This window comes from Bacteroidota bacterium (assembly GCA_035506275.1).
GTDB lineage: Bacteria > Bacteroidota > Ignavibacteria > UBA10030 > UBA8401 > JAGVPT01.
In genome coordinates this window covers 437,488-456,812 of sequence record DATJPT010000008.1, presented here as the reverse complement: position 1 = coordinate 456,812, position 19,325 = coordinate 437,488, and the positions used below count along the sequence as shown (strand labels likewise).

12 protein-coding genes are annotated in these 19,325 nt (G+C 51.8%); all 12 read left to right on the top strand.

Going from position 1 to position 19,325, the window contains the following annotated elements; translation table 11 throughout:
- Positions 1 to 280: 280 nt before the first annotated feature.
- The gene (gene dnaK, locus VMF88_07290) at positions 281 to 2,218 is read left to right on the top strand and encodes a molecular chaperone DnaK (protein ID HTY10860.1); all 1,938 of its coding nucleotides are present in this window, start codon (positions 281 to 283) and stop codon (positions 2,216 to 2,218) included.
- A 137-nt stretch (positions 2,219 to 2,355) separates the two neighbouring features.
- Entirely contained in the window at positions 2,356 to 5,007 is a 2,652-nt protein-coding gene (gene clpB, locus VMF88_07285) for an ATP-dependent chaperone ClpB (protein ID HTY10859.1), read from the top strand.
- Positions 5,008 to 5,165: 158 nt separating this feature from the next.
- Complete coding sequence (locus VMF88_07280) at positions 5,166 to 6,635, top strand: glycosyltransferase family 2 protein (GenBank protein HTY10858.1); 1,470 nt, start codon at positions 5,166 to 5,168, stop codon at positions 6,633 to 6,635.
- A gap of 68 nt (positions 6,636 to 6,703) precedes the next feature.
- Positions 6,704 to 7,687 carry a DUF4922 domain-containing protein gene (locus VMF88_07275; GenBank protein ID HTY10857.1) on the top strand — a complete coding sequence of 328 codons (984 nt, stop codon included), beginning with the start codon at positions 6,704 to 6,706 and terminating at the stop codon, positions 7,685 to 7,687.
- Positions 7,688 to 7,830: 143 nt separating this feature from the next.
- The gene (locus VMF88_07270) at positions 7,831 to 9,009 is read left to right on the top strand and encodes a SpoIID/LytB domain-containing protein (GenBank protein HTY10856.1); all 1,179 of its coding nucleotides are present in this window, start codon (positions 7,831 to 7,833) and stop codon (positions 9,007 to 9,009) included.
- A gap of 8 nt (positions 9,010 to 9,017) precedes the next feature.
- Positions 9,018 to 10,370: an MFS transporter gene (locus tag VMF88_07265; protein HTY10855.1), complete on the top strand. Its 1,353-nt coding sequence runs from the start codon at positions 9,018 to 9,020 to the stop codon at positions 10,368 to 10,370.
- Positions 10,371 to 10,469: 99 nt separating this feature from the next.
- Positions 10,470 to 11,417: a BadF/BadG/BcrA/BcrD ATPase family protein gene (locus VMF88_07260; GenBank protein ID HTY10854.1), complete on the top strand. Its 948-nt coding sequence runs from the start codon at positions 10,470 to 10,472 to the stop codon at positions 11,415 to 11,417.
- Between the two features lie 50 nt (positions 11,418 to 11,467).
- Positions 11,468 to 13,024, top strand: a complete 1,557-nt coding sequence (pruA, locus tag VMF88_07255) for an L-glutamate gamma-semialdehyde dehydrogenase (protein ID HTY10853.1) — start codon at positions 11,468 to 11,470, stop codon at positions 13,022 to 13,024.
- A 42-nt stretch (positions 13,025 to 13,066) separates the two neighbouring features.
- A complete protein-coding gene (sucC, locus tag VMF88_07250; protein HTY10852.1) occupies positions 13,067 to 14,230 on the top strand; it encodes an ADP-forming succinate--CoA ligase subunit beta in 1,164 nt (387 codons plus the stop codon).
- Between the two features lie 23 nt (positions 14,231 to 14,253).
- Positions 14,254 to 15,705, top strand: a complete 1,452-nt coding sequence (gene gatB / locus VMF88_07245) for an Asp-tRNA(Asn)/Glu-tRNA(Gln) amidotransferase subunit GatB (protein HTY10851.1) — start codon at positions 14,254 to 14,256, stop codon at positions 15,703 to 15,705.
- 57 nt (positions 15,706 to 15,762) lie between these two features.
- Entirely contained in the window at positions 15,763 to 16,518 is a 756-nt protein-coding gene (tpiA, locus tag VMF88_07240; protein HTY10850.1) for a triose-phosphate isomerase, read from the top strand.
- A gap of 199 nt (positions 16,519 to 16,717) precedes the next feature.
- Entirely contained in the window at positions 16,718 to 19,321 is a 2,604-nt protein-coding gene (locus VMF88_07235) for a glycoside hydrolase family 2 TIM barrel-domain containing protein (GenBank protein HTY10849.1), read from the top strand.
- The last annotated feature ends 4 nt before the right edge of the window (positions 19,322 to 19,325 follow it).

Here is a 19,325-nt window from a genome sequence, read left to right as displayed (position 1 = left end):
TTTTGCCTCAAGGTAACGAATTCTTGAATGGAAAGTCAAGGATCATTTATTTTCATCTCTTCCGACAAGATGGCAAATTACATTGATTTTGGCAGATTATTTAATACACTTTCTGCCATTCTGGCAAAACCTCGATTTGTCCTCATGAAGAACCGTTGAAATCAGGCGGAAAATGAGGGATTGACCCTGGCACGAAGCTTGTAAATTATTAATCAAAAATAAAGCCTAAAGTTGGGATGTAATATCAAGTTTTTAATCGATTTTCAAAAGGAGATTTCTTATGGCAGGAAAAATTATCGGCATTGACCTTGGAACGACAAATTCAGTTGTCGCGGTCATGGAAGGCAACGACCCGGTGGTGATCGCAAACTCGGAAGGAATGCGTACGACTCCGTCTGTCGTCGCCTTTGCGAAGAATGGCGAACGGCTGGTCGGCCAGCCTGCGAAACGCCAGGCGGTGACCAATTCGCAGAATACAGTTTTCTCGATCAAACGGTTCATGGGAAGGTTCATGAACGAAGTGAGCGAGGAGATGAAGCTCGTTCCTTATAAAGTCGTTACGGGAGACAATAACACCGCGCGCGTGCAGATCGGCGACCGCGTCTATTCGCCCCCTGAAATTTCCGCGATGATCCTTCAGAAGATGAAACAGACCGCAGAAGATTATTTGGGGCAGAAAGTCACTGAAGCGGTCATTACCGTTCCGGCGTATTTCAACGATGCACAGCGCCAGGCAACGAAAGAGGCAGGTGAGATTGCGGGGCTTACGGTCAGGCGGATTATCAACGAACCGACCGCGGCAGCCCTAGCGTACGGATTAGACAAGAAACATAAGGATTCTAAGGTTGCAGTATTCGACCTTGGCGGCGGAACCTTCGACATTTCCGTGCTCGAACTCGGCGAAGGTGTTTTCGAGGTGAAGTCGACCAATGGCGATACGCACCTTGGCGGAGACAACTTCGACCAACGGCTTGTGGATTATGTCGCCGAAGAATTCAAAAAGAGCGACGGCATTGATCTTCGGAAAGATCCGATGGCGCTGCAGCGTTTGCGTGAAGCGTCAGAAAAAGCGAAGATGGAGCTTTCACAGCTGAACCAGACCGAGATCAACCTTCCATTCATCACCGCAACGGCTGAAGGTCCGAAGCACTTGAATCTGAATCTTACACGGGCAAAGTTCGAGCAGCTCGTTGACGACTTGATCAAGAAATGTATTCCGCCGGTTGAACGGGCGCTGAAAGATGCAAACCTGCAGCCGGGCCAGATCGATGAGGTGATCCTTGTCGGCGGCATGACGCGTGTCCCGCGGGTTCAGCAGCTGGTGAAAGAGATCTTTGGTAAAGAAGGGCACAAAGGAGTGAACCCGGATGAAGTGGTCGCAGTCGGTGCAGCTATTCAAGGGGGTGTTCTCGCAGGCGACGTGACCGATGTATTGCTGCTCGATATTACCCCGCTGTCGCTCGGTATTGAAACGCTCGGCGGAGTGATGACCAAGTTGATCGACGCCAACACCACTATTCCGACGCGCAAGAGCGAAGTGTTCAGTACGGCATCGGACAGCCAGACGTCCGTTGAGATTCACGTCCTGCAGGGCGAACGTCCGATGGCGAACGACAACCGCACGCTGGGAAAATTTCATCTCGACGGAATCCCGCCGGCACCGCGCGGCGTTCCTCAGATCGAAGTGACGTTCGACATCGACGCAAACGGAATGCTGCATGTTCTCGCAAAAGACAAAGCGACAAATAAGGAACAGAGCATCCGCATTACATCTTCGTCGGGATTAAGCAAGGAAGAAGTGGAGAAGATGAAAAAGGACGCGCAAGCCCATTCTGCGGAAGACGTGAAACGGAAGGAAGAGATCGATCTGAAGAACCAAGCCGACAATCTTGTCTTCTCAACCAGGAAGCAGGTGAAAGACCTCGGAGAGAAGATGGACGGCGAGACGAAGTCGAAACTCGAATCCGCGGCGACGGCTCTCGAAGATGCGATCAAAGCCAACAACGGTGCGGACATCAAGGCGAAGATGGATGCCTTGAACGCGGTGTGGAACGAAGCGTCCACGAAGATGTACGAAGCGGCGAAACAAGCCGGACCTCAACCGGGAGCCCAGGCAGGGCCGCAACAAGGGCCGGGGTCGGGCCAGCAATCTTCCTCTGAGAAAAAGGACGACAAGAAGGTGGAAAATGCAGACTTCGAAGTTGTCGATGATAAATAATTGATTGCTCATATTGCGCTGATCTCACGCAGATGACAGATTGCGCAGACATAAGGCAAGGCGAGGCAACCAACCTCGCCTTTTGTCTTCATGCCATGACGGTATGAGGCACATGAGGTCAGAAAGAAGGAATCAGGATGAACTTTAACAAATTTACGATCAAGTCGCAGGAAGCGGTTCAGAACGCTCAGGAAATCGCGTCTAGCTATGGCAATCAGTCGATCGATCCCGAACACCTGCTCGCCGCCCTCGTGCAGGATTCGCAGGGGATTGTGATCCCCATTCTTCAAAAACTCGGGACGAACATCAATTACGTGAAGATCAAGGTCGCAGAGGCGATCGAAAGACTGCCGAAGGTACAGGGATCCAGCCAGCAGCATGTTTCCGGGGAACTGCAGAAAGTTTTCGAGGAGGCGCAGAAGGAAGCGGAGAATCTAAAGGACGAATTCGTCAGCACAGAGCATCTTCTTCTTGCGCTGCTCAACCAGAAACACAATGGGGCGACAAAGCTCCTCGTTGACCAGGGGGTGACAAAAGAAAATGTCCTGAAGGCGTTGAAGGAAGTGCGGGGCACGCAGCGCGTGACCGACCAGAATCCGGAGGATAAATTTCAGCCGCTTGAGAAGTTCGGCCGGGACCTCAATGAGCTTGCACGAAAGGGAAAGCTCGACCCGGTCATCGGACGGGAAGACGAAATTCGCAGGGTGCTTCAGGTGCTCTCGAGAAGGACCAAAAATAATCCGGTTCTCATCGGAGAACCGGGCGTCGGAAAAACCGCGATCGCCGAAGGGCTTGCTCATCGGATGATCCAGGGAGATGTCCCGGAAAATCTCAAATCGAAGCGGATTGTCGCGCTTGATATGGCTGCGATGATTGCCGGGGCGAGCTTCCGCGGGCAATTTGAAGAGCGAATGAAAGCGGTCCTCAAAGAAGTCGAAGAATCCAACGGTAACATCATTCTTTTTATCGACGAACTGCACACGCTTGTCGGAGCCGGCGCGGCGCAGGGGGCCGTCGACGCTTCGAACATGCTCAAGCCAGCGTTAGCGCGCGGCGATTTGCGTGCTATCGGTGCAACGACGCTCGATGAGTACCGGAAATATATCGAAAAAGATCCTGCCCTGGAACGCCGGTTCCAGCCGATCTTGATCGATGAGCCGAATGTAGAAGACACGATCTCCATTCTTCGAGGACTGAGCGACCGGTACGAAGTCCATCACGGTGTTCGAATCACCGATGCGGCGATCGTTGCGGCCGCTCAACTCAGCCACCGGTATATCTCGGACAGATTCTTGCCCGACAAGGCGATCGACCTGATCGACGAGGCGGCGGCAAAGCTGCGGATAGAGATCGATTCGATGCCGGAAGAACTTGACGTCGTCGAACGAAAGATAAAACAGCTCGAAATCGAGATGGAAGCCGTCAAACGGGAACTGACCGCAGAGTATGCGGACGAATCGGACAGAGCTTCGATCGCGGGCCATCTCCAGTCGATCAAGCGCGACCTTGCCGAGTTGAACCAAAAACGGAATGAGTTGAAAGCTCATTGGCAGGTCGAGAAAGAGCAGATCCAGTCGATCCGTTCGATGAAAGCGGAGATCGAACGCGTCCGCATCGAAGCCGATGCAAAGGAACGCGAGGGAGACCTGGGAAAGGTTGCAGAACTGCGCTACGGGGTCCTTGCAAACCTCGACAAAAAGATAAAAACCGCCACCGCAAAACTCGCTGATGTCCAAAAAGACCAGAAGATGCTGAAAGAAGAGGTCGATGCCGAGGACATTGCGGAAATTGTTTCCAAGTGGACCGGCATTCCGGTGACGCGAATGCTGGAAAGCGAGCGGGCAAAACTGCTCCATCTTGAGGAGAGAATTCACGAGCGAATGGTGAACCAGGAAGAAGCGGTGGGAGCGGTGGCCGATGCTATCCGAAGAAGCCGAGCAGGGCTTCAGGATGAAAAGAGGCCGATCGGTTCGTTCATCTTCCTCGGGACGACCGGTGTCGGAAAGACCGAGCTTGCGCGTTCCCTCGCCGAGGTCTTGTTTAACGACGAGGAAGCTATCGTCCGGATAGACATGAGCGAATACATGGAGAAATTCTCTGTGTCTCGGCTGATCGGCGCTCCTCCGGGTTATGTCGGTTATGAAGAAGGGGGACAGCTTACGGAAGCCGTGCGGCGGAGACCGTATTCGGTGATCTTGCTGGATGAAATTGAAAAGGCCCATCCCGAAGTGTTCAACGTCCTCCTGCAGCTTCTCGACGACGGAAGGTTGACCGACTCGAAAGGGCGGACGGTCAATTTCAAGAACACCGTGGTGATCATGACGTCGAACCTCGGTTCACAGCTTATCCAGCAAAAAATTTCCGGGAGTGAGACTGATGAAGACTGGGCAAATATTCACGGGGAGCTCCGTGCCGAGCTCTTTGAAATGCTTCGCCAGTCGATTCGCCCGGAATTCTTGAATCGGGTTGACGAGATCATCCTCTTCAAGCCGCTCTCGCGAAACGACATTAAGAAGGTTGTCGATTTGCAGCTCCACCGGGTTGCCGGGCTTCTCGCAAAGAAGGAGATGAAGCTTTCGGTCTCCGAGGAAGCCAAAGAATGGCTTGCCAAACTTGGTTACGACCCAAGTTACGGAGCGCGCCCTCTTAAACGCGTCATTCAGAAACACATTGTCAATGTGCTCTCGGAACGAATCTTGGCCGGAGATTTTTCCGACAGAGACAACGTCGAAATCGTTCTCGATAGGGAGGGTGTCATAGGCTTCCGAAAGCTCAAAGAATCCGCTTAGAATACAGGGCGGGAATATTCCCGCCCCGTTCTTCCCCGTTCTATTGATTTCCCTCCCGAAACTTTCTACATTTGTTGAATCGAATCGGAGAGAATGTTCGTCGTTGGCCGCAGCATGGATGTCTTTCTCTCCTCATTATTGATCGTCAGAGAGCACGAATGAGTTCTATCTCAGCCGTTGTCCCGTTTTCCCTTCAACCGCACTTCAATAAAACGCTGCAGCAATTCACCGAATCCCCGCTCATCGAAAAAGTCTATGTCATCCACACCGGCGGTTACACATCGTCTTCGCCGAAATGTGATGGGATCGGCCCCGGCTCGTTGAATTCCGGTTCAGTGCTGGACCCTCTTCTCAAGCGAATAAGGGGAGAATACTTGCTGCTGGTGAGTGAACCAGTTGGGATAGATCTCGGCCAATTCGCTCTCAGCCGATTTTGTTCCGTTGCCGAGGAGACGAATGCGGGAATTATTTATTCGGATTTTTATGAGGTTGGGAGCGGGGTGAGGCATCAACACCCCGTTAACGATTACCAGGTCGGGAGTATCAGGGATAATTTTGAATTTGGCCCTCTACTGTTCATTTCGGTTTCGGCTCTCCGCGCATCCCTAAAGAAATATGGTCCTCCTTCAAAAACAAGCTCGGCCGGGTTGTATGACCTGCGATTAAAAGTCTCGGTCGATCATGCGGTATTTCATATCAAGGAATATCTGTACACAAAAGCTGTCGACAGTGTTCAAGCAAAAGGGGAAAAACAGTTCGATTACGTTGATGCCCGCAATGCTGCGGTTCAGCAAGAATTAGAAAATGTAGCGACCAGACACTTGAAAAACATCGGCGCATACTTGAAGCCGAAATTTAAGCGGATTCCCTCGTCGAATGTCAAGTATCCAGTCGAGGCCAGTGTTATTATTCCCGTGAGAAATAGGGTCAAGACGATCGCTGAAGCCGTGGACAGCGCGCTCGGCCAGCAGGCCGATTTTCCCTTCAATGTCCTTGTCGTGGACAATCATTCGTCTGATGGAACGACGGAGGCGTTGAGAAGAGTGTCACAAAAGAACTCTTCTGTGAAGCATATCATCCCGAACCGAATGGATTTAGGCATTGGAGGGTGCTGGAATGAAGCGGTGTCCTCAGAACACTGTGGGAGATATGCCGTGCAGCTTGATTCTGACGACATCTATTCCGATGAAAAAGCTCTGCAGCGGATTGTGCGTCTCTTTCGGAATGGCGATTTTGCGATGGTCGTAGGTTCGTACAAGCTTGTCGATATGCAACTTCAAGAAATTCCGCCCGGCGTGATCGACCATAGAGAGTGGACGCCCAACAACGGCCGCAACAACGCACTCCGGATCAACGGGCTCGGAGCGCCAAGGGCATTCCGGACAGATCTCCTTCGCCTGATTCCCTTGCCGAATGTCAGCTACGGGGAGGATTATCGCATTGCTCTTCGGCTGTCACGTGAATTCCAGATCGGCAGAATTTATGAGCCGGTCTATCTGTGCCGGAGATGGGAAGGAAACACCGATGCCGCATTATCGATCGAACAAACAAATCGGAATAATGCGTACAAGGACATGATTCGCTCGATCGAAATTTATGCCCGTCAAAAGATGAACCGGAAAAGATGAGATGTCCCAGAACATAGGGATTAACGCAGTATTCCTCGTCTTGAACTCAATTTTTCAATAGAACGTCGTTGGTTCCGAATCGACTTTTTGCATCCTTCTCTCAAAACTCGCCGGGCAATTCACTCGCCGAGTTGGCGATTTCCCTTCTCGAAAAACAAAAAACAAGCTGGCCGCTTCTTTCCGACGCATATTCATCGTTCGATGGAATGAAGGTCCGCGAAATTCATTGCAAGGGTTTTACAGTGTCTTTGCAGTTCAACCCCAAGCGGCTCGCCAGCACAGGGGCAAAGGTTGATGATAAATCGGTACGCGAACGAAAATGCTTTCTGTGTACAGACAATCTTCCAAAAGAGCAAGAAGGAATTCTCTACAAAGACTCTTTCCTTATTCTTTGTAATCCGGCGCCGATCTTCCGACAACACTTTACGGTCTCGCACATTGACCACGCTCCCCAGGTGATCGAAAGGTCTTTTGGAACATTCCTTGCGCTCGCGGAAGATATTGCCCCAGAGTTTACCGTTCTCTATAACGGTGCTCGATGCGGCGCTTCTGCGCCGGACCATATGCACTTCCAGGCAATCCCGCAAGGGCGTCTTCCCGCCGAACAAAATGCCGATGACAAAAGAAGAACAGTCCCGAAGAAAAAAATCGGCAACGTTTCATTTCTTGTCTTGCCGAATTACGGAAGGCGGGTGCTCATCATGGAGTCTGACGATAAGGAAGAATTAGGAACTCTTTTTGCGAGGTTTCTCGGATCCATGAAGAGGGAGACGCGGTCTGAGCTAGAGCCGATGATCAATCTTCTCTGTTCGTACGCAAAAGGTACATGGCGTGTCATTGTATTCCCACGCGGCAAGCATCGACCCGATGTGTATTATAAAGAAGGGGACGAACGCATTCTTGTGAGCCCGGCTGCCGTCGACATGGGCGGTTTAGTGATCACGCCGGTTGAAAAGGACTTTGAAAGAACCGATGAAAGACTCATTGAAAGTATTTTTGAAGAGGTCTCGATGGGTCACGATGTACTTGAAAGGATAATCGCCGGGATATGATTTCAAAGGAACCATCCATCGCCGTCGGAATTCTTGACCATTGCCGCGAAGTTGCAGGTATTTTTAACGGCATATTCGAGTCTCCCGGAGGTGGTCGATTGCAAGGGAAATTCAGCATTCGAAGCGAGAATGGTAGGGTTACGTTGACAGCAGATAGTGGAAATTTTACGGCTGGTAAAGAAGCATTATTTAGGAATGTTTCTGGCGGGACGTTTATCCTGCACGATGTCGTGATTGGTGCTCAGTTTCATTGGGAACAAAAGCAAGAAGAGACATTCAGCGGAGACTTGATCATCGCCGTCCGCGAGGACGGGACTCTCGCTGTTGTCAATGCCATCCTGCTTGAGGATTATCTTGCGAGCGTCGTCTCCTCGGAAATGAACCCCGAAGCCCCCGAGGAATTTTTGAAAGCACACGCCATTATTTCGCGCTCGTGGCTTGGAGCCATGCTCGAACGAAAAGCGCGCGGCGGTACCCGTATGCTTCCGCAATCTCTTTCGCGTGAAGGCGAGGTGATCCGTTGGTATAGCCGCGAAGATCACGATATGTTCGACGTCTGCGCCGACGACCACTGCCAGCGGTATCAAGGAATCACAAAAATCTATTCGCAACGGCCCCTGAAGGCGGTTGAAGCCACTCGGGGGGTTTTTCTTCTTCACGGCGAAGAAATTTGCGATGCGAGGTTTTCCAAATCGTGCGGCGGGCTGACGGAAGAGTTTGAGAATACGTGGGAAGAGAAGCACGTTTCGTACCTCGAAAGCGTGCCCGATTCATCGGTCCAGCATCCCAAACTTGAGAGCGAGATGGCCGCGGAGGACTGGATCCTTTCCAACCCTGATGCCTATTGCAACACCACCGACGATGCTCTTTTAGCGCAGATTCTTCCGCCGTCCGATGTTGCGACGAAAAATTTTTTCCGCTGGGCGGTTGATTACGATCGGCGGGAGCTTGAAGAGATCGTCATCTCCAAATCAGGGATTGACTTCGGAACCCTTCTCGACCTTGTCCCCGTTCAGCGCGGGCCTTCGGGAAGAATCTTCAAATTGAAGATCGTCGGTTCGAATGCGACTGTCATTGTCGGAAAGGAGCTCGAGATTCGCCGCTGGTTATCGACAACACACCTCTACAGCTCGGCGTTTGTTGTCATGACGGAACGGGAGGACGACGGGACGCCGAAGCACTTTCTTTTCTACGGAGCAGGGTGGGGGCACGGTGTCGGGCTTTGTCAAATCGGCGCTGCGGTGATGGCAACAAAGAAGTTTTCCGCGGAAGATATCCTTCAACATTATTTTCAGAACACACAATTACAAAAACTGTACTGACGCCGTCAATGCAAGAAAAGACGTTCGAAGCTCCTTCGGGTGAAAAGAAGCGTAGTCCGGCATTGTGGGTCTCGGTGATTTACTTCGCCGAAGGGTTTCCGTACACGATCGTCAATTTGATGTCGGTGATATTTCTCAAAGACCTCGGGGCCGGCAATGAATTGATCGGGCTGACGAGTTTCTTGTACATCCCCTGGGTGTTGAAGGGGCTTTGGGGACCGGTTGTCGATCTCTATGCGACAAAACGGAAGTGGATTCTGGTCACCGAACTCTTATGCACTGTTCTATTCGTCCTCCTCGCTTTTGCCACATTAAGCACTCAGGCAATCGCGGTTTCGATCGGAGTCTTTGCGTTGATCGCATTCGTCTCGGCGACTCACGACATCGCCGTTGACGGATTCTATCTGGATGCGCTGGACAGGGACCGACAGGCTCTTTTTGTCGGAGTTCGTTCAACGACCTACAAAATCGCCTGGCTTGCCGGTAACGGAGGGCTGGTGTTTCTTGCCGGGTATCTCGCCAACGAACGGCTCATTAACACCAATCCCGACGGGACGAGAATTTTCGAGGATATTCATTTCTCAATCTTTGGGAACACATTTTTGTTCCAGCCGCCTGCGTTCGGCTGGGCGATTTCGTTTGCAACGGCGGCATTTGTCTTTCTTCTGGTCTATTTGTTTCAACTCTGGTACCTTCCGCATCCGGCACCGTTCGCCCCCGACCGGAAAGGGACTGGGGTAGACGCGAACTTTGCCGACGCCTTTAAGTCGTACTTTACTCAGCGAAGAATCGGGTGGATCGTGTTATATGTTCTGCTCTTCCGGCTTGGCGATGCGTTCATGCTGAAGATGGCGCCGCCATTTCTCATGGACAACGGCGCCAAAGGAGGGCTGACGCTTTCGGCTGCGGAGATGGGAATTTTGTACGGCACGGTCGGCGTCATTTTCCTCCTTGCCGGGGGAGTCCTGGGCGGAATCATCATTGCAAAAGAAGGGTTGAAAAAATGGATGTGGCCGACCGCACTTCTTCAAAATTCTGCGATTGCGCTCTACTGGCTCCTGGCAAAATATAGACCAGGTATCGAGTGGGTGTATGTCGTCAATTCGTTCGAGCAATTTTCCTACGGGCTCGGAGTTTCCGCCTACACGGTTTTTCTGATGCGAACCGTCCGCCCGGAATTCAAAGCATCGCATTATGCAATTACGACGGCGTTGATGGCAGCAGGCATGATGCTTCCGGGCATCGCCAGCGGTTATCTCCAGGTCCGGATGGGATACGAAGAATATTTTTTGATGAGTTTTCTATCAGCGATTCCGGGGTTGGCGGCGATCTATTTTTTGCCGCTGGAGGAGAAACAATGATCTGTTCCGTTCGCATTTTCACACCTGCCTCAAGGTTGATTCTCTAGCCGTATCTTCGTAATTTACATCGTTAACCGATTTGTCATTGCTCATTATGCCATGAAGTCAGCGCAATTCGTCGTCGGAATCGACGGCGGAGGAACAAAAACGGCGGCGGTTATCGCTGACGTTCAGGGAAGGACACTGGCGCGTCACACCGCCGGACCTGCAAACTTCCATATTAGAGGGGTTGAAAGTACATCGCGCACACTAGTTGCATTAATAGAAGATTGCTGCGCTTCGGCCGGATGTACTCCCCAAAGCCTCCGTGCAACGGTGATCGGACTTGCGGGAGCCGGAAGGCCGGAAGACAAGAAAAAGATTGCAAACGGGGTCCATAAATTTGCTTCTTCAAAAGGAGTCAAGCTAAAGAACCTCAGCATCGAAAGCGACGCCCGGGTCGCACTTGAGGGGGCATTTAAGGGAGGTCCGGGAATTGTGATCATCGCAGGGACCGGCTCGATCGTCTTTGGAAAAGATGTCAATGGGAACATTCATCGTGCCGGAGGTTGGGGAAGAACATTGGGGGATGAGGGGAGCGGTTATGCAATTGGAAGGGAAGGATTGAGGGCCGTTTGTCGCGAATACGATCAACGATCCGATGCGGGCATCATGTCCAAGATGGTCGCAAAAAGGCTCAAGCTGAGAACTTCTTCCGAGATCATTACGGCGGTCCACAAAAGCGATTTTGAAATTGCATCGGTTGCTCCGATTGTTTTTGCCGCAGCGGACAAAGGAGATTCCGCAGCGTTGCGCATTGTCCAACAGGCTGCAAACGAATTGTCGGAGCTTCTTCGCACGTTGCTAACAAGGTACGATCAGGGAGAGGACAGATCTCCGGGTCAAAAGATTCTTTTGTCGTTTCTCGGCGGAGTTCTTGGTAACGAAACGCCGCTTGCTCACTCACTTTGGCGGCAAATTACAAAATCGTTTGCTGCAATCGAAATCATCAGGCCGCTTTGTCCTCCCGAGGATGGGGCGGTCTTGATGGCGCTTGCGGGATCGTAATACGATTACTGGCATTTTCTAAACACATCTTTGCGAATTCGAGGTCTCTTATGTCGGTAACAATATTCAAGAATGAACCGTTGACGGATTATTCCAAACCGGTGAACAGAAAAGCAATGGAAAATGCTCTGGCAAAGGTCCGGTCGGAGTTTTTGAAGGAATATCCGATCGTGATCGGCGGCGAAGAATTCCGTACGGCTGAAAAATTGAACTCCTACAATCCATCTGCGCCGGGCGAAGTCGTCGGTGTTTTTCAAAAAGCGAACGCGGAGCTGGCGAATAAGGCCATCGAGCGTGCGGCAGCAACATTCGAAACATGGAAGCTTGTCCCCTCCAAAAAACGGGCCGAATATCTTTTCAAGGCCGCAAAGATCATGCGGAAGAGAAAGCATGAATTCAGCGCCGCAATGATCTTCGAGGTCGGCAAGACCTGGCCCGAAGCAGATGCCGACACCGCCGAAGCGATCGACTTTCTCGAATTCTATGGGCGCGAAATGCTCCGCTATGCCGGGCCGCATCCCGTCACGAAAATTCCGACGGAAAAAAGTGAGTTGCAGTATATTCCTCTCGGTGTGGGCGTGGTCGTGCCGCCGTGGAATTTTGCACTTGCAATTCTCACAGGCATGACATCAGCTGCTGTCGTGACCGGCAACACTGTCGTATTAAAGCCGTCGAGCGATTCGCCTCTGACCGGGTGGAAATATTTCTCATTGATGCGCGAGGTCGGTTTGCCGGACGGCGTTATCAATTTTGTTACCGGAGCAGGAGGAACTGTTGGAGACACCTTGGTAGCTCACCCCAAGACTCGCTTTGTTTCCTTCACCGGATCGAAAGAGGTAGGAATTCACATCAATGAACTTGCGGCGAAAGTACAGCCGGGGCAAAAGTGGCTGAAGCGCGTTGTTGCCGAAATGGGGGGAAAGGATTCTATCGTTATCGACGATGCGACGGACCTGAATGCCGCGGCGCAGGCGGCGGTGGTGTCAGCGTTCGGATTTCAGGGGCAAAAATGTTCCGCCGCATCCCGGGTGATCGTCGTTGAAAAAGTCTACGATAAAGTTGTCGGCCTCATAAAGGAAAAAACGGAGAAGTTGTCCGTCGGCCCCGGCGATAATCCGGGAAACGCCATGGGGCCGGTGATCAACCGCGGCGCGCAAGAGAAGATACTTGAGTATATCGGGAAGGGGGTGCAGGAGGGGGGAAGACTTGTCGCCGGCGGCAAGAAAGCCGGCGGGGATGGGTACTTCATTCAACCCACGGTGATCGCCGACGTCGCCCCCGATGCGACGATCGCACAAGAGGAAATTTTTGGGCCCGTCTTGGCGGTGATCAAAGCGAAGGATTTCAACCACGCTCTCGAAATTGCAAACAATACAGAGTTCGGTCTGACAGGCGGAATATGGACGAAGGACCGGAAAAAGATCGAAAAAGCAAAGAAGATCTTTCACGTGGGAAATTTTTATGTGAACAGGAAGATCACGGGCGCTCTCGTCGGTGTCCATCCGTTCGGCGGGTTCAACATGTCCGGCACAGATTCCAAGGCAGGCGGTCGCGACTATCTGCTCCTTTTTTTGCAGGCCAAGTCGATCTCGGAAAAAATCAAATAGATCATCTCTTCGTGGAGATGGTTTCCATTCAAAAGGATTGCTATGAAAATTCATGAGTATCAGGGGAAAGAGATTCTCCGTCAATACAACGTCGCGATGCCGCAAGGCGCCGTTGCTTTTTCTGCGGATGAGGCTGTTGCTGTCGCGCAGCGTTTAGGCGGAAATGTCTGGGTCGTAAAGGCCCAAATACACGCTGGCGGCAGAGGCAAAGGGGGCGGTGTCAAAGTGGCAAAAAGTCTCGATGAGGTGAGAACGCTGGCATCGCAAATTCTTGGCATGAGGCTTGTCACTCATCAAACGGGACCGGAGGGGAAAATTGTGAAACGACTCCTCATCGAACAAGGCATTGACATTGCAAAAGAGATGTACGCCGGCATCACCCTCGACCGGATGTCCGGAATGAACGTCCTGATGGTCTCAACCGAAGGGGGAGTTGAAATCGAAAAAGTGGCCGCTGAATCTCCTGAAAAAATCGTGAAGGAACCCGTCAATCCCGCGGTGGGGCTCCAGCAATTCCAGGCCCGGAAACTCGCTTTCGCGCTCGGGTTGAGCGGTGACGCGTTCAAGAACGGCGTAAAATTTCTCCAGGCTCTCTACAAAGCGTACGATGCGACGGACGCCTCTCTCGCTGAGATCAATCCTTTGGTCATTACAAGAGGAGGGGATGTTCTGGCTCTCGATGCAAAGATCAATTTTGACGACAACGCCCTTTACCGGCACCCGGAATTTGCGGAACTTCGCGACCTCGACGAGGAAGAGGCGCTCGAAATCGAGGCCTCGAAATCGAATTTGAATTACATCAAGCTCGACGGCAACGTAGGGTGCATGGTCAACGGAGCCGGGCTCGCAATGGCGACAATGGATATTATCAAGCTGGCCGGGGGGCAGCCGGCAAATTTCCTCGATGTCGGCGGTGGAGCGAACGCGCAAACGGTCGAAAATGGCTTCAAGATCATTCTTGCCGATAAAAATGTGAGGGCAATTCTTATCAACATTTTCGGCGGCATTGTGCGGTGCGACCGGGTCGCGACCGGCGTGGTCGAGGCGGCGAAGAAAGTGGAAGTGAAGATACCCGTTGTTATTCGCCTTGCCGGAACGAATGCCGACCTGGCGGCGGAAATTTTGAAGAAGTCGGGAATGAGCTTTCTCGTCGCGGAAAACTTAAAAGATGCTGCTGAAAAAGTAACGAACGCTCTTGCAGCATAAGCGTTCATCCTGATCGTAATGCAATGAACGACAGATACGAAGCTGTGATCGGACTTGAAGTGCATGCCCAGCTGCTGACACATTCAAAGGCCTTTTGCGCATGCACCACCAAGTTCGGAAATACTCCGAACGCGAACTCGTGTCCGGTATGTCTCGGCATGCCCGGCGTGCTCCCTGTTCTCAACAAAGAGGTGGTCGAATTCATTCTGAAGATGGGGATTGCAACTGATTGTTCCATTGCGCCGAGATCCATTTTCGCCAGGAAAAATTATTTCTATCCTGATCTGCCGAAGGGGTATCAGATCTCACAATATGAAGAGCCGATTTGCGCGAACGGCCATGTGGACGTGGAGTTGAAGGATGGTTCGACGAAGCGCATCGGCATCACCCGTATTCACATGGAGGAGGACGCCGGAAAGTCGATCCATGATGTGGATGTCGATACGCTCGTCGATGTGAACCGCTGCGGCGTCCCGCTGATCGAGATTGTCAGCGAGCCCGACATCCGCAATTCGCACGAAGCATACGAGTATCTTTCGATGATCAAGCAGATCGTGACGTACCTCGGAATATGCGACGGCAACATGGAAGAAGGAAGCCTCCGCTGCGACGCGAACGTTTCGGTCCGGTTGAAAGGGGAAAAGAAATTCGGGACGAAGACCGAAGTGAAGAACATGAATTCATTCCGCAATGTCGAACGGGCCCTTGACTATGAAATCAACCGCCAGATCGTGTTGATCGAGGACGGCGGCGCGGTTGTGCAGGAAACGCTGCTTTGGGACGCCGACAAGAATGTGGCCGTCTCCATGAGGAGCAAGGAAGAAGCGCACGACTACCGGTATTTCCCGGATCCGGACCTGGTGCCGGTGCTGGTCGATGAACCGTGGATCCAACGAGTGAGATCTTCCCTGCCAGAGCTTCCCAAAGAGCGGCGCGATCGGTTCGTCGGTGAGTATGCACTGCCGAAATATGATGCTGGCATTCTGACGCTAGAAAAGCCGCTGGCGGATTATTACGAAAACGCCGTTTCAAAAATTTCACGGAAGAATCCGGACGGGTATAAAGCGATCAGCAATTGGGTGATGACCGATGTTCTTCGGGTCATGAACGACGAGCATATCGCGCTGCAGGATTTTCCGATCTCGCCGGAGAATCTGGCCGCGATGGTCAACCTGATCGCCGACGGCGTCATCAGCGGAAAAATCGCGAAGGAAGTGTTCGAAGAGATGGTCAAGACGAAAGAGAGCCCGAAGACGATCGTCGAGCGTCTAGGGCTTGTCCAGCTCTCGGACGCTTCGGCGATAGATAAAATTGTCGATGAGATCCTCTCGAAGAATCCGTCGCAGAGGGAACAATACCGGAACGGGAAGACGCAGCTGTTCGGATTTTTCGTCGGCGAAACGATGAAAGCAACAAAAGGCAAAGCCAATCCGAAAATCGTCAACGACATTCTGAAAACCAAATTGAACCAATAATAAATCGGTGCCCATTACATTTAATCCTCAACCTCACAAGCGAAAGAAGAAATACCTATGAGAAATAAAGTTATTGCCGGAAATTGGAAAATGAATAAAGATGTCTTTGAAACTGCCGAGCTTATCAACAGCCTTAAGAGCCTGGTCGGGAGCGGGAAAGCTGAGGTCATCATTTGTCCACCGTATACTTCCCTGGTGGTCGCACAGCAGCTCGTGAAGGGGAGTTCGATAAAACTGGGGGCTCAGGACGTGTCCGTTCATGACGACGGGGCGTATACCGGCGAAGTGTCGATCAAGATGCTGAAGTCGGTCGGCTGCGAATATGTCATCGTCGGCCATTCGGAGCGGCGTCAATATTTCCACGAGTCGAATGATCTCATCAATCAAAAAGCCAAGAAGGTCCTCGCTGCAGGATTGAGATCGATCATCTGCGTCGGGGAGACGCTGGAAGAACGGGAGAAGGGGATCACTGATAAAGTCATCACGGCTCAGGTGAAGGGCGTCCTTGCCGGCCTGACAGAGGCCGACCTCGCTCGCGTGATCGTTGCTTACGAGCCGGTGTGGGCGATCGGCACCGGTAAAACGGCGACGACTCAGCAGGCAGAAGAAGTTCATCAGTTGATTCGAAAGCTTGTTGCACAATTGTATTCATGGCCTGTTGCAGAAAAGCTAATTATTCAATACGGCGGGAGCGTGAAACCCGAGAATGCAAAGGAACTTTTAGGTCAGCAAGATATTGACGGCGCTCTTGTGGGGGGAGCTTGCCTCAAGGCGGATTCGTTTTCAGCAATTGTAGCCGGGGCTAGAAACTAGCAATAACGGCTATAATCTGCCTCCTGCTCTCGACGTATACATTCCTAAGATGCTCTAAGCTTATGTAAATTATAGACTTAGAGCATTTTTTTTTGATTGCTTTTCGGCCTCAGATGTATTATATTATCCCGAATAAAGGGTTCGTGTTCCCTAAATCCTCGAAAACACACGTTTTTCTCCAAATATTTTGAGTCCATTATTGCAAATCTCATCCCGTCGCTATCTCCTGGCACTGGTTTTTCTTCTCGCGGCACCAACTCTCGCTCCCTCAAAGACCTTTATTTTCGAAAACGGGAGAAAATCCCGGCCCGATATCCTTAATTATTCGTCCCCCTCCAGGTCTGTTGTAGACCTGTCCGGGAGATGGAATTGTTCGACGGATGAAGGGGCAACGTGGAAAGAAGTTCTCGTTCCATCCGCGTTCGATATTGAGGGGAAAGTGATCTTCACCAGGAAATTCGACCTCCCGCCGGCACTGCTCGCTTCCCACAGCTTCAAATTTGTGGCCTATGGGATCAATTACCAGGCGGAGATTTATCTCAACGAAGTTTTTGTCGGAAAGCACGAAGGCGGATACACCTCCTTTTCTTTTCTCGTGCCGGAAAATACCATTCAGTTCGGGAGTGAGAATGTCATTCGCATCGTTGTCGACAATACCCTGAACTCCAGAAGCACTCTTCCGCTTCGTCAGCAGATCGGCGGATGGAAAAACTATGGAGGTATTTTTCGCGACGTTTTTTTGGTTGCGACACCGCTCGTATGGATCGATGACCTCGTTTCCGAAACAGAGAGCATCGACCCGAAAATGGTCAAGCTGAATGTCCATGCTGTAATTTCCGGACGCGACTTTTCTAAACTTTTCAGCGGCGATCATGGCGGGCCAGCTGTTCTGAATTTTACGGTTGAATGTTCCGATAAAGCGACCGGTCTCCCGGCTGGCAAAAGCATTCCGATCTCCTTGTCGCCCGGGATCAACAAAGACGTATCGGTGCAAACGACGGTGACGATCCCGGGGGCAAAAATGTGGAGCCCGGATCAGCCGAATCTTTATACCCTGCATGCCGTCCTCGCGGCGGGGGAGGGGAAAAACAGCGTCGTGGTTGATGAATGCACCATCCATACCGGGATCCGGACAATTGGAAAACAGAAGCAGAGCGTCATGCTGAACGGCGCTGCCGTGACGCTGCGGGGGATGATCTGGGGAGAAGACACGCCCGATCACGGAAGCGCGATGACGTACGAGCAGATGGAGAAGGACGTTGCGTTGATCAAGAACCTCGGGGCTAACGCTGTCCGGTTTTCATTCCATCCGCCCCACCCCTACTTGCTCGACCTGTGCGATCAGTACGGTCTTCTGGCATTTGAGGAAATTCCGTTGTATGAAACTCCCGCGGATATTTTCTCGACGGAAAACTACCGAGCGCTTGCCGATAATTACCTGAAAGAGATGATCCGTCGGGATAGAAGTCATCCGTCGCTCGTCGCCTGGGGATTCGGCGACGGCTTTGAATCGATCGACCCGCGCGCCAAGCTTCTGCTCGACCAGCTGCAAGGAACGGCGCGGTCGATGGATAGCCGCTTGACCTACTATATTTCACTCTCCCTCGATGATGTTCAAAATTCAAGCCTCGTCGACCTCGCCGGAGTTCGGCTTGTGAATGCCGACCTGAAGGGATTCACGTCCTCGCTTCAGCGATGGAAGGCCTCTCATCCCGAGCAACCGTTGATCGTGGGACAGTATGGCAAAGCCGTGGAAACGGGCAACCGGAACGGGTACAGCGATCCGATGTCTCAGGAAGCGCAGGCGAGATATCTTTTTCAGCGTTACGACGCGATCAAAGGGTCCAACATTGCCGCCAGTTTCGTCTGGAGCTTTAGCGATTGGCGCGGAGACCGGCCGATGCTGTCCGTGCAATCGAACACACCGGACCTGTACACGCAGGGCATCGTCGAATTCAATCGGGAGAAAAAAGTCAGTTATGACGTCGTTCGCTCGATGTTTCTTGGAGAAAAGATCGCGGCGCTCCCGGTCGGCACTCACTCAACCTCGTCGCCGGTGTCGTACGTTCTCCTCGGCCTGGTTCTCCTGATCCTCTTCTTCTGGCTTCTGAATTCCGACCGCCGCTTCCGCGAAGGGGTATTCCGGGCGCTGCGCCGTCCGTACAATTTTTACGCGGATATTCGCGACCAGAGGATATTGTCGAATCTCCACACTGCGATCCTGTCGGCGATCGTCGCCGTGACGTTTGCCATCGTCGTGTCGAGCGTGCTGTATCATTTCCGCACCAGCATGGTGCTCGATTATATCTTGACGATGTTCATCACTTCGGATTCCCTTAAAGCGATCATCATCGAACTCATCTGGCATCCGATTCAGTGCATCGCTTATTGCGGACTCGTCTGTTTTGCCTGGATGTTTATTGTCATGGTCCTCGTTCAGTTCCTTTCTTTTTTTGTCCGGACCAAAGTCTACCTCTTCCATTCATACTCTGTGGCGGTATGGTCGACGCTTCCGATGGTGATCTTCATCCCGCTGGGAATGATCTTATACAGGGTGATGGAGAGCGAGGTCTATGTTGTTCCTGTTCTGGTGATTTTCGGGGCCGTTATGGTGTGGATTCTTTTCAGAACGCTGAAGGGGATCTCGATTATTTACGACAGCTCTTCGGTCAAGATCTACGCGATAGCCATTGTGGTCTTCGCGGTGCTTGGACTTTTGTGGTATGGCTACTTCGATTATGCCCATGCGACGATGGCGTACATTCATTTTATGATGAGTACGGTGGTACCGGCGGCGAACTGATCGG

Excerpts from the sequence above, each read along its gene's own strand:
- VMF88_07265 (HTY10855.1), top strand. The coding sequence starts at position 9,018 with ATGCAAGAAAAGACGTTCGAAGCTCCTTCGGGTGAAAAGAAGCGTAGT.
- dnaK (HTY10860.1), top strand. The coding sequence starts at position 281 with ATGGCAGGAAAAATTATCGGCATTGACCTTGGAACGACAAATTCAGTT.
- gatB (HTY10851.1), top strand. The coding sequence starts at position 14,254 with ATGAACGACAGATACGAAGCTGTGATCGGACTTGAAGTGCATGCCCAG.
- VMF88_07260 (HTY10854.1), top strand. The coding sequence starts at position 10,470 with ATGAAGTCAGCGCAATTCGTCGTCGGAATCGACGGCGGAGGAACAAAA.
- tpiA (HTY10850.1), top strand. The coding sequence starts at position 15,763 with ATGAGAAATAAAGTTATTGCCGGAAATTGGAAAATGAATAAAGATGTC.
- clpB (HTY10859.1), top strand. The coding sequence starts at position 2,356 with ATGAACTTTAACAAATTTACGATCAAGTCGCAGGAAGCGGTTCAGAAC.
- VMF88_07280 (HTY10858.1), top strand. The coding sequence starts at position 5,166 with ATGAGTTCTATCTCAGCCGTTGTCCCGTTTTCCCTTCAACCGCACTTC.
- sucC (HTY10852.1), top strand. The coding sequence starts at position 13,067 with ATGAAAATTCATGAGTATCAGGGGAAAGAGATTCTCCGTCAATACAAC.
- pruA (HTY10853.1), top strand. The coding sequence starts at position 11,468 with ATGTCGGTAACAATATTCAAGAATGAACCGTTGACGGATTATTCCAAA.